The sequence below is a fragment of the Paenibacillus sp. FSL E2-8871 genome, assembly GCF_038000345.1.
Taxonomy (GTDB): Bacteria; Bacillota; Bacilli; order Paenibacillales; family Paenibacillaceae; genus Paenibacillus_AQ.
The window spans coordinates 6,659,746-6,671,678 of record NZ_JBBOBV010000001.1 but is presented as its reverse complement, the minus strand read 5'-3'; the positions used below and the strand labels follow the sequence as shown (position 1 = coordinate 6,671,678).

Below are 11,933 nucleotides of genomic sequence, written 5' to 3'. Positions count from 1 at the left end.
ATTCATACTTCTGGAAGGAATTAACCCGTGAAAAAAGTAGGAAATCCCTGCTAACTCGAACTATTTCCCGGTATCAAATCTCATATATGTTTAAGCAAATGCAAACAGACAACCGCTTAAGAGGCTCCCTGATGTAGTGTTTACGGGCAGAGTGAGATCATTTTACGTGAGGGGGATGAGCTGGACGGAATTTATTTTCAAGTGGAGGGGCGTTCTAATGTCTCTTCTAGTGTGGGAACGGGAAAATCCTTGTTATTACGGTTCTGCTCACCCTTGTCATTGTTCGGGGACATTGAATACGTGCAGGAGGTTGTGGTCCAATCACAAGTGGAAGCGGTACAACAAACCTCTCTCTTATTTATCCCGAAACAAAAGGTTGAGTCTGACCTAATGGATAACCATAGCTTTAAAGACTTATTGCTGAAACATCTTTCTTACAAGCTTCTAACCTGCACATCCGCATCCCGAACGAACTTACTAGGCGCTGTCGAGGAACGACTTGCAAGTTATTTATTAACGATACAACTCCAACGTGAGTTTGGAAAAGAAATTCAGACGCCATATATCCCAGATATAGCCTCTTTGATTGGGACTACCCCCCGCCATTTAAACCGTGTCATTCAGCGGCTCACCGACATGGAGATCTTATATAAAGTTAAGCAAGAAATTGTTGTACTCGATTGGGAGCATTTGGATGAGTTATCTAACGAAATAAGATTTGAATAACCTAAAAGTCCATCATTCAATTGAGGATAAAATGATCGATGTCATCATAACGGATATAGATCTTTTCTCCGTTTCTTTTGACAAGATTTATATACAGAGGAGCTGCATCAACACTTCCGCCACCAACTAATACATGGTAGTCATCATTGATTTCATATTTGCGGATGTACAAACCTGAACCGACGTCTTCAAAGGGATTCCCTTTAAAATCCTTCCACGAGAACGCCTCGCCTTGCTGAGCTAGATCCCGTACTTCTCCATGGACAATATCGCAGCTTTTTTATCATTACAGGCTGAAAGTATAATCGTCAAAGCAAACAATAACAGCATTATCAAGTTACGCTTAATTCTCATTCATAAACCTCCCAACTCTATCGGGATCTTCCCTACATTGAAAGGCACACCTTCTGGTGCGTTTAAAAATGGCTTGAATTTCGGGAGTTCAGCTAAGTGCTCGGAATTCTAATTAGTTAACTTACCTGTATATGTTGACTGGTCGTTACCAGATTTCTTTCTTGCACCGACATCATCTTTACAAGTGTCAGTTATGTTACGGACAAAGTCCTATTCTTTGAATAACACCTTACTATAGTTGTCGTGCTCTCCATCTTAAAAGGTGCGATTTTTCTTTTTCAGTATCACTATAGTTATATAATATTTAACAAGTACGATTAATTTTGAAAAAACCGCAGATAACAAAGGTAACAAAAAACAGGTCAATCATGGTGGTATCTGACCATAATCGACCTGTTCTATGTAACGCCTTATTGTGAATTAGGTTATAACTTTCAAGCATTACTGTGCGTACAAACGAAATGACAAAATCTCTATACGGGTATTACATAGGTTAAGTGTGTTACTGGTTGATTGATAGGTTTATTCGGCACTGAGTAGCTCCCAACGAAGAAAAAACCTTAATAAGCCTAAGCTAAATTAAGTACCTCTAACAACTCTAGTCTCGACCATCTAATTTGGCGACATATGCAATCTCCCTCATGAAAGATGTAACAGCATGAGAATTTTCCAGATCATCCTCATCCAACATCGACCAATAATAAATAGTATTCTTATGAATACTAATATCTTGAAGAAGATGATATCTGATCAGACTAGTTGAACTCTCCTCAGCCTTACTTTCTAATATAGCATCATTGAAGGATGAAATAATAATAATCATTAAAGCAAACTTTTCGTCTATGTTTAATTAGATATTTTCATAGGCGTATAAGAATTCGGTTATTCTTGAAGAGTCCGACACTTCATATTCCCAGTCTTGTGAAAATTCACTATAAGCTGATATGGATTTTTCTTAGCACCGTGCTCTGAAAAAGTATGACCATACGTGGGAGTACTTTTAGGATTTCCCCATTTGAAATTATTGGCAGATTGTCCCGTCCCCTCAATCTTACCACCTTTCACATCCCCAAACCCATTCATCTCATTTATATAATGCTCCTGCACAAATGTTTTGGGCAGTGAATTCGAATCCATGGGGATCTTTCCTACACTGAAAGGCACACCTTCTGGCGTGCTTAAAAATGGCTTGAATTTCGGGAGTTCAGCCAAGTCGGTTGAAATAAACCTCCTGAGAATGGTTGTACAGAGCATCAAGCAGTCGTTGAAACTTAATTAAGTGATCTGGGTGGATTTCAAGTGTGTACTTTCTTGATTTTTTCTGCCACCATGGTTGATAACGCAGATAAAGATAAGCATCCTTATGCCTTAAATTCCAATGGTATACCTACCCTTTGTGCCGAATGGTAGGTTTAATATCAAACCATTCTTTGAATGAAAGTGCCAGTTGGTTATAAAAGTTGACTGTTACTCCATGATATTCAACGGCGACTTTATCGACGGAAAGTTGTACGTTGTTCATGCGTCCCCCTCCGGCAAAACTTTTGACGGATTTACCTCTTGTATTATAGAGATGAGGGAGTCGGTGGCTAGCCTTTAACACATGACCTTCCCGTCAATAGATTTCCAACCTTACAATAACAGTAGTCGTCTTACCCAATTTATAAGTTGCGACAAAGTCCTTTCACCATATCTATCGTTGTGGTAATGTACATTGTTGCGACTCATTTTGAAAAAACGCAAGAAAGCGAAGATAACAAAAACAAGCCAATCATGGTGGTATCTGACCATAATCGACCTGTTCAATGTAACGGATTACCGCTATTTGGGTTATAAAAATAAAGCCTTTAATGTGCGTACAATCAAAATAACCAAATCTTTATACGGGTATTACATGGGTTAAGTCTGCTCAGGCTCAACCGCCCGACTTATTCGGCACTGGGTAGGGTCTATTCATCAACATCCTAAATAGGATAAAAGACCAATAGTAAGGGCGGTATTTCTCGTATTAACAATCCTTAATATAAATTTTCAAAAAAATCGTTAAAACTGTTTTTCAAAAAAAACATATTTTCCATTTCTACATCTGACTCCATGTCATGCATCCAAAAATATATTTTTCCAAAGTATTTCTCACTAACTCCAATACAAATCTCGTTTCCTCCTGGATCACTAGCAATCGAAATAAATCCCTCAGGTAGCTCACCATCTAAAACCTCAAACACCTTAGCCAAATTTCCCTTCATATCACCGATCCCGTAAAATTTATTTACGACACTTTCACCCTCTTCATCAGAAATCTTAAATGTAGATGTTTCAGGATAGCCTCCATTATATTTAAGCAAAAAATCAATATACTGTTCAGGAAGATTAAGAACATATTTACCTTCAAATTCACGAATTTCATTTATAGTTATTTTCTCATTTGCTCGATCCATATTCGCCATGGTTATTCTCCTTTTTTATTTTTTCCATTTACTGTAGACTGACCACCGATATGTCTAAACTCTCTATGAATATCTTCATCAACAAGAATCATTGTCTTTCCATCTTCATGATGATGCCACGAATAACCTTCAGGAGGTTTATTACTTGCTGGCACAGGCGGATCAGAATCCTTATTAAGCCCTGCTTCTAAATTAGCTTTTTTAAAGTCTTCTTGAGGGTTCTTAGGGACAGTAACTTCAATTGGTACTGGTTTAACAGTAGGGTGGTAATATGCTGAAAAGTCAGGATACCCATTAGGATAACTAACTGATATCCCTTCTTTATTAGTATAAGTCCAAGTCCCACTCTTATCTAACGAAATAGTACCGCCTTTATCATACCACTTTTTAGGAACAGGTGAGTTCATAGGCTTGGTATTCATTATTTCTTCTTTAAAATCTGACAGTTCTAACTTCCCTGTCTTTTTACCCGTCCCCTCAATCTTACCACCTTTCACATCCCCTAACCCATTCATCTCATTTATATAATGCTCCTGCACAAATGTTTTGGGCAGTGGATTCGAATCCATGGGGATCTTTCCTACACTGAAAGGCACACCTTCTGGCGTGCTTAAAAATGGCTTGAATTTCGGGAGTTCAGCCAAGTGACCGGAATTCTGAAGGACTTTATTAAGGTCTTTTACGCCTTCCATCGCTTTAGTGGCAAAATCTTGTACCCCATCGGCCACTTTTCCTACCTTTGTACCCTTAGTCACAGATAGCCCCGGTACCAATACAGAAGCAGCTGCACCCAGCATGGAAGCCTTTTCCTCCGGCGTTCCCTCATTAAAGTTATGATACATCTTCTTCGCTGCTTCTACCAATACTTCTGGATGTTGCATGATATAAGATGCTGTATCTGCCATTTCCTGTGTCGTCTTCTCCGGGTCTATGACAAAATGGAATGTAAACGTCACTGTATCCACTACACCCATAACGGTTTCCTCGATAAGAGATCCTACAAATGCCCGCGTAACCGCATCCGCTTGTACCACTTTTTTCCGCCATTCTGTCATTCCGTAGGTTGATTCCAACCACAAATAATATGCCGATAACGAATTGGTTTCGTTAGGTTTTAATACATGCGCATTAAAATAGTTGAGTGTTATCTCATTCTTATTGTTATATGCGGTAATCGGTGTCCCATCTGGAAGCTCCATCGGCGGAATATTCAGTCGTTCCCCTACGAGTTGGCGCTTAGCCCAGGCTCCCTGATCTCCTGGTTCCATCGCCATTCGGAGCATCAGCAGATACGATTCATTCTGAACTAATGGTACGCTGCTGGTAGTAATCGACGGATCATAATCACACGCCTTAACCGCTGGTTTCTTGAAATAACCACTTAGATCCTTACCTGCTTGGTAATGGACTTCGTCTATGCCTAGATATTTCAGCTTTTGGCGTGCGTCTTCCGCCAGCTTATGCATTGCGTCCATTTGAGTCTTGTTTCCAAACGCTTGATATACTTTATAAGCAGTCTGCGCTTTTGCGATTTGATCCCGTGCCTGGTAGATATCCTTCAGCTTACTTTGGGCTGCAATAGAGTCGATCGTTCCCAGTCTGGAATTCTTAACCGTTGTTTGGAGTTTCTGCACCAAAGGATCGCTATTCAACTCATCCCGTCCCATTAAAGCAGCAATCGAGGTGATCAGATTCGTGACCATCTTCTGGGCATACGTTGGGATCGGAAACTGCCCACTTGCATTGCCTCCCCCAAGTTTTCCGAACATCCCTCCAAGAGTACCAAACTGCTGAAAAAGTTGATTAGCTTGCCTCTTGTTCTCATCCTGTGCACCTTGAACACCTTTTACTGCAAGACGAATAATATCTTCAAGCTTTTCAGCTTCTACTGTCAGTTCATTGATAAGTGTCTGAGCTCGTATCAAATCTGAACCCAGCGGAATACCACCCCAGTTATTGGTCTGACCTCTCAGCTGCAAGTACAGCCGGTTGGTATCTTGGCTTACCAGTCTGATTTTCGTCTGTAGGCGTTCGACTTCATCTTCTTTAAATACCATTTTGTCCAATGCCATTTATGACCTCCAGTTCTTACACTTAGACCATCCAATGCACTACTTTCTTCGACCCCTCAGGTCTTTATGTACTACTTGATCTTTAAAAACTTAAGTATTTGGAGCGCACACCTATATATCGGCTTAACTTCCCATTATTTTACTTTAAATCCTTTCTTTTAATTTTTTTAATTCTAATCATTGCTGTAAGAATAAGTAGACAGCAAAAAAATAGGTTGATTATAGTGGTAGCTCCCTATAATCAACCTGTTTAACTGAACGCTATAGCGTTCTGTTATAGCCCCCATAGGATTGATTCTTGTATCTGATGCTTTATATTATTCAATTAACATTGTTAGAAATTCTTCGAAGTACTTACTCGTCAAATGAGTCTGTAAAATATATTGTGTAAACTCTTAAACCATTAAAATGAAAATAATAGAAGGGTTGGGGAAACACATGTGACTTTGGACAAAACAACAATTGCGGGAGTTTATCAAGGAGAGTAATTTGGTTTCTGCAAAAAATGAACAGAATGCCTTAAAGGATCTATTTTACCGAAACGATTCAGGAGATGTTAGAAGCCGAAATGGATACTCATTTGGGCTATGGCAAGCATGAAGTCAGGGCGAAGCTCACACAAAACAGTCTCAACGGAAAGAGTCGGAAAACGGTAGTCAGTGAGTATGGAGAGCAGGAAATCGTTATCCCTCGAGACTGTCTATGGTAGTTTGAGCCTCTTGTCGTTAAGAAGTATCCATCGCACAAAACGGGATCGAAGAACAAATTAGTTACCTTACCTGTACATGTTGACTGGTCGTCACCAGATTGCTTTCGTACACCCTAAACATCGTTGCAAGTGTTCGTTAAGTTGCGGACAAAGTCCTATTCTTTGCATTTCACCTTTACTATGGTTGTCGTGCTATCCATCTTGAAAGGTGCGATTCTGTCTTCCTCTCCCTCACTATCGCTACAAGGTAATCTACAGTTGCGAGTAAATTTGAATAAACCGCAAGAAAGCGAACATAACAAAAAACAGGTCAATCATGGTGGTATCTGACCATAATCGACCTGTTATATGTAACGGAATAGCGATATTCAGATTAAAAAATTAAAGCAATTGATGTGAGTACACACAAAATGACGAAATCTTCATACGGGTATTACATGGGTTATTTGTGTTATTGGTTGAATGATGGGTTCATTCGGCACTGGGTAGCCCCCACAATAATAATTGCACGAAGACAAAAAGCAAGACCTAACCACCATTCATGTCATTTACTTCTTTAACTAAAATATTCATTTACTACCGCAGTTAATTGGTCGTTTCCTAACTCAATGTTAGTCAAATAATAAATGAAATAATCTTCTACTTCACTTTGTTTGAATAGACTCAGATATTGAAATGCAAGTAGTGTAGTATTGTCTATTGCATAATTATCTTCCAATTTTGTTTTTACATATTGAATTACTTGATTAATAAATCTATTGTCTTTTGTCTTAAAAAGAACATTAAGAACGAATGTAATCTCATCCTCGTTCTCTAGTTCAAAAATCTCACGCATCTCATTCTCATCTAATTCTTCTTGAAATAGCTGTTCCTTAACCAAATTAAATATTTTTAAAGCCTCTAATTCATCAGTATAATAATCTTCCCAAAAACTTAGATAAGCAAATTGCTTCGGTAATAAAGCTGAACTATTATTGGGCTTGTTCCACAATATCCAATCAGAATTTACTTTCTCGGATACAATGTCAAATAAAGAGATTGAATAAGGCACAACTTGTTTTATATCATTTTCCAATCTATATAGTTCCTCGCCGTTTTTGCTTGTTTCCACAGAATAAACCATATATTTTTTATTTATTGATAGATTCTCTTTTTTCTCTAAATCCTCTTTAAGACGTACTCTCATTTATCTTACTCCTTTAATATTAAAATCGACATCCAATTCAATTATCCAGAATAGGTCGTTTTCATTTGCTCTGAGATTCTTAGGTTTGGATCCTTCAATTTTATATCAAACGGGCTAATTCCTCCTGTTTTCTGATTTTGATAAAAATGAACTTCTCCCTTTCCATACGGAGTTTCATACTGTTGCTTTGATGTCATTTTAGCCCAATCTTCTATTTTACTACCGTCACTAGTTAATATCCTTCGAGCCTTATCATCTCATAAATCCTCGCCTTTAATGATGACATCGGAGTTAGATAAAACATCTTCTTTAAGAAGTGATTGCTTATACTGTTGATGTTTATAAATGTCACTAGATTCACCCGTCCCCTAAGTAGTTTCTTGATATTGAGAAATAAAAAAAGTGGTAACCTGATATTCCGGTTACCACCATTAATAAAAATTATAACTTGTGTCCGTAAAAATACTTTTGACCCTTTTCCCAGTTCTTACTTGAAAGTACATTAATATAATTGATAAAATCTTTATAATTATTTGCATTTATTACTGTGTTGTACTCAGCAGGTACTTTCACACCAGTCCAAATAGATAAAACAGACGGTATTAACTCCATTCTTAGCGGTTCTTCATTATTCGCCGCTATCAAAACCCTTTCCATCAATCTTTTCGCCAAGTCCCCAGGGAATGCTAACTTTTTATTAAAATAATAACTATCTACATCGTACTCTTGACTGATATTCACATAATATTGGCCAATCTCATCTACAGATACATATTCACCTAAATGCTCTTCATAGTTTATAAAAGAATCAATTGAATCTCTGAGGATTAGTGAAGTATCACTAATCTCATCCCAATCTTCAAGTAAGGCCAACAAGTAAGGAATTATATCAAGGGAGAGTGAAGTAGTAGCCGCTGACGCAAATGTATTCACCGTTTCTTCTGTCGCTTCATTCAATAAATGAAAGTTATTAGAATTTCTTAAATCATCGTGTGTAGAGATTGAGAAAAAAATTCTAATACATAAATTTAATACAGCATCATCTTTTGTTTGATTCATTAATTGAATTAATAGTGGTTTTTGTGTAAAATCTCCTATCTTAAAGAGTTCAATTAAATTTAATATAACTTTCGTTTCTGTATCAGATTGTAAAATACAATCTTTAATATCTGAAATATTTTTAGTTGATTTCTCTCCAAACCAAATACTATTCATAATATTGCCCATGTCTTTCCACCTACCCTCAATTCGTTATCTCTTGCCATTATCCCGAAGCCATTTTAAAATTTTATTTTGGAACACTGTGACCTCTGTATGAGTAGGATTATTTCCGAATAAAATAATACCATTTTTATTTTGAAATATTTTCAATACCTTAGCATTTTCTTTACCATAACCCATTTCATGATAAAAATCCAAATCCAAGTCTTCAAGCTTTTCTCGTCGGATAGTTGATTCTCCTGTAATTTTTATATTTGAATCTACATTTTCTCCTCCAAACGATAAGCCTTGAACATGATGGCCTTTTTCAAGCTCTCCCCTTCTGACTAATGCTTCATAGTCTGCTCGTGCTTGCTTCAATTCTTCACCTTTAACTACTATAGATTCATCAGTGTTAGGATACCAATCAGGGTTGGATTCATGCAATTTTTTTGCTTCATCATAATATGGGCCATACTCATCCTTACCTGAGGCCCGTTTACCTTCACTCGTCCCCTCAACCGCCTTCAATTCCATGTCCTTTATTGAATGATTACTGTCACTTTTCCCCTCCATCTTCACTCTTAATATCCGGTCCATTTCATTCTTAAAATTGATTTGCATCGGGGTCTGTGGAAGTGCCGGGGTATCTATATCTAGATTATTTATCTTGAATTGAAAACCTTCATTTGTGCTAAATGCCGGCAACGGTTTTTGTACCTCAAAACCTTTTACAGAATCTAACCCTTTTGGAGGCTTTAGAACTGCGCCTCCTGTAGGAAGCAAAGATTTTTCTACTGGACCATACAACAACATTACCATTCCCAGACTGTTGAGCCAATGATCCGCTGACCATGCTTCGTCTGGATTAAATGCTCCTTTCGCCATTTCCACTGTTCACGATCATCATAATCACTGTAGGATATTCTACAGTTGCGAGAAAATTGAAAAAACTCAAGAAACGAAGGTATCAAAAAACAGGTCATTCATATGGTGGTATTTGACCATAATCGACCTGTTTTATGTAACGCTTTAGCGATAATTATGTTATACCGTTCAAGCATTAAATTGCGTACAAAAAGAAATCAAGAAATCTTGTAGCGGTATTACATCAGTTAAGTGTGCTACTGGTTAAATGTTGGGTTCGATCGGCACTGGGTAGCTTTACTAACAACCTTAAAACTAATACCATGATTATTTAAATTCTAATTTAATAATCAAGATATTATGAATCTAAGAAAAAGAATATACCACCGATCCTAATGGTATATCTGTGGGTCTAATTGATTTACCAAGACATATGCCTACCATTTTTTTATTAATAGATGAGTTAGAAACTTGAAATGAAACAACTTCCAATTCTAACTCTTGGTCTTCAGGTGTCCTAACAAAAATCTTGTCCCCGATCTCGTTAAATGATGAGTGAACAGGGTTAATTCCAACTATAATAGTCCCATATTCTTTGGATTCAAACACATCTCCAACATCCATTAACTTTTGCATTTGATACCTTCCTTTTCATCTACTTTGAATGTATAATTCATCCTTCACGTCTCGAATATGAAAACCACCGTTTTTCAATCGTGTGATTGCATCCCTAAGTAACGTCATTCTTTCAGTTAATGTTAAACTCGGAGCAAATCTAGCCGCCTTGATGCTAGCCTGCGCGTCATTTAAAGCAGAATGTCTTGCATATGTTGCAGGATCAACATCATAAAGATTAAACGCTTTTCCATTTACGTACGCCTCATAGTATCCAACAATTTCATGGGCTATGATCGCCTTACCTGAGACACGATTATTCGCACTTAACGTTCCGATTCCACTAGATTTAAAAGGTAGTACGTCGGTATTTATATAAAGCCTGTCATACAGCTTTCAAATATTATTGTGCGTACAAACGAAATGACTAAATCTTTATATGGGTATTACATGGGTAAAGCGTGTTACTGGTTTAATAAGAATTCGCACTGGGTAGCTCAACCAAAAAGAAACCTTGAAAGGCGTAAAGCCCCTCAAGGTCAACAACCTCTAATTTAGCAGGTAATTCTTTATAAATACTCAGAAAAATTTTATATGGTTACAGTAGATAGCAAACCTTATAAAACTTTAAATGGCAACATCTTGGTATCCTACCTTAGCGACTTCTTCATCTATTAGACGCATACCAACCCCATTTTCCGCGTCCCATATACATTCAAACGTTAGTCCGATATATCTGCCTTCAAAGCGTCTCGCAGAAGGTACATATATACCTACTAGCCTGATATTTTTTAGAAGTTCGTCGACGGTATCAATTATGGGGTAATTCTCATTGTATGAAACATCATATCCAAGCTCAAACCGTTTTTGTTGGTAATAATCTAAAATTGGTTGTAAAATACTTTGTTGAAGATGCCCCCAGTCTTCTATTAAAGAATGATATGAAGCATACTGTTTTTCACTAAATTCACCATCGTCGTCTCCGTCTACCATCAAAGCAATATTGGCTTCTGTTTCACAAAACTCAATGGTAGTGTACCTAACCCACCCATAATTATATTCAAGTTCACCGAAAACTGCATCATTAATTTTCATTTTGAAAAAGCTCCTTTCTAATTGTTTGCAAATTCTCCCGGTGCAAATGCACCTGCGTCTATCTCTCCTACACCACCTAGATGTCCAAATTTGCTATTAATTTCTGATGGCACAAGTTGCATCGTTTTCCCATCGTTCAATTCGTGCCATGTCAACTTCAGTTCTTCACGAATATCTGCGATGTCTCCTGCTTTAATTTTTCCTGAGCTCAGCCCAAATTGATTAGCCAGCTCAGGCGAGTTATTAAGTTGTTCAGCCAATTTTATTATCTGCTTGCTTAAAATTAGCCCTTCTAGCATCTGCGCCTCTATTTCCAGTTCCACCTAACATATGATCGATTTCCAATTCTGCTTTTGCTACAGGCGAAAAATCAGGTACAGCATTCTTATAATTTATACCGTCAATGCCAGCTCCGTCTAATATTTTCTTCAACTCTGGATCAGGAGGTGGTTTTAAGATACATTCTCCTCTTTGTCCTTCAAAACCAACCTTTGGATTCTCAAGTGCAGGTGTTTAATTATATCTAGATTCATATGCACTGGAAAATTCATTTTGCTTGAAGGCAGGTGGAATGTCATCAATCTTACCCGTCCCCTAAGTAGTAATCTTAAAATCCACTAAAGGAATGTTGATAACATTTCACTAATTACCACCATTAAATC

10 protein-coding genes and 3 pseudogenes are annotated in these 11,933 nt (G+C 37.5%); 3 read left to right on the top strand and 10 right to left on the bottom strand.

Going from position 1 to position 11,933, the window contains the following annotated elements; translation table 11 throughout:
- Positions 1-153: 153 nt before the first annotated feature.
- Positions 154-372, top strand: a pseudogene (locus NYE25_RS31375) (cyclic nucleotide-binding domain-containing protein); the annotation flags it as partial.
- Between the two features lie 18 nt (positions 373-390).
- Positions 391-726, top strand: a complete 336-nt coding sequence (locus tag NYE25_RS31370) for a Crp/Fnr family transcriptional regulator (protein ID WP_445667190.1) — start codon at positions 391-393, stop codon at positions 724-726.
- A 1,236-nt stretch (positions 727-1,962) separates the two neighbouring features.
- On the opposite strand, the gene NYE25_RS29815 is transcribed toward NYE25_RS31370, so the two are convergent.
- From NYE25_RS29815 to NYE25_RS29800, 4 genes are all read right to left on the bottom strand, one after another.
- Complete coding sequence (locus tag NYE25_RS29815; RefSeq protein ID WP_341147558.1) at positions 1,963-2,217, bottom strand: hypothetical protein; 255 nt, start codon at positions 2,215-2,217, stop codon at positions 1,963-1,965.
- 250 nt (positions 2,218-2,467) lie between these two features.
- Positions 2,468-2,602 (bottom strand): hypothetical protein, encoded by a 135-nt coding sequence (locus NYE25_RS29810; protein WP_341147557.1) that lies wholly within the window; start codon positions 2,600-2,602, stop codon positions 2,468-2,470.
- Between the two features lie 496 nt (positions 2,603-3,098).
- A complete protein-coding gene (locus tag NYE25_RS29805; RefSeq protein WP_076287069.1) occupies positions 3,099-3,527 on the bottom strand; it encodes an SMI1/KNR4 family protein in 429 nt (142 codons plus the stop codon).
- Positions 3,528-3,529: 2 nt separating this feature from the next.
- On the bottom strand, positions 3,530-5,599 hold the full coding sequence (locus NYE25_RS29800; RefSeq protein ID WP_341147556.1) for an HNH endonuclease: 2,070 nt from the start codon (positions 5,597-5,599) through the stop codon (positions 3,530-3,532).
- A gap of 462 nt (positions 5,600-6,061) precedes the next feature.
- Between NYE25_RS29800 and NYE25_RS31365 the strand changes: the two are divergent.
- Positions 6,062-6,377 (top strand): annotated as a pseudogene (locus NYE25_RS31365) (transposase); the annotation flags it as partial.
- Between the two features lie 487 nt (positions 6,378-6,864).
- Here the strand turns inward: NYE25_RS31365 and NYE25_RS29790 are convergent.
- The 6 genes and pseudogenes from NYE25_RS29790 to NYE25_RS29765 form a co-directional block, all read right to left on the bottom strand.
- Positions 6,865-7,494: a hypothetical protein gene (locus tag NYE25_RS29790; RefSeq protein ID WP_076287036.1), complete on the bottom strand. Its 630-nt coding sequence runs from the start codon at positions 7,492-7,494 to the stop codon at positions 6,865-6,867.
- A 441-nt stretch (positions 7,495-7,935) separates the two neighbouring features.
- Positions 7,936-8,721, bottom strand: coding sequence for an Imm47 family immunity protein (gene imm47, locus NYE25_RS29785; protein ID WP_341147554.1), 786 nt, complete (start codon positions 8,719-8,721; stop codon positions 7,936-7,938).
- A gap of 24 nt (positions 8,722-8,745) precedes the next feature.
- The gene (locus tag NYE25_RS29780) at positions 8,746-9,582 is read right to left on the bottom strand and encodes a hypothetical protein (protein WP_256721785.1); all 837 of its coding nucleotides are present in this window, start codon (positions 9,580-9,582) and stop codon (positions 8,746-8,748) included.
- A 345-nt stretch (positions 9,583-9,927) separates the two neighbouring features.
- The gene (locus NYE25_RS29775; RefSeq protein ID WP_076287038.1) at positions 9,928-10,197 is read right to left on the bottom strand and encodes a hypothetical protein; all 270 of its coding nucleotides are present in this window, start codon (positions 10,195-10,197) and stop codon (positions 9,928-9,930) included.
- Positions 10,198-10,803: 606 nt separating this feature from the next.
- Positions 10,804-11,271, bottom strand: a complete 468-nt coding sequence (locus tag NYE25_RS29770; RefSeq protein WP_076287039.1) for a DUF6985 domain-containing protein — start codon at positions 11,269-11,271, stop codon at positions 10,804-10,806.
- 17 nt (positions 11,272-11,288) lie between these two features.
- Positions 11,289-11,853: pseudogene (locus NYE25_RS29765) on the bottom strand (HNH endonuclease).
- Between the last annotated feature and the right edge of the window lie 80 nt (positions 11,854-11,933).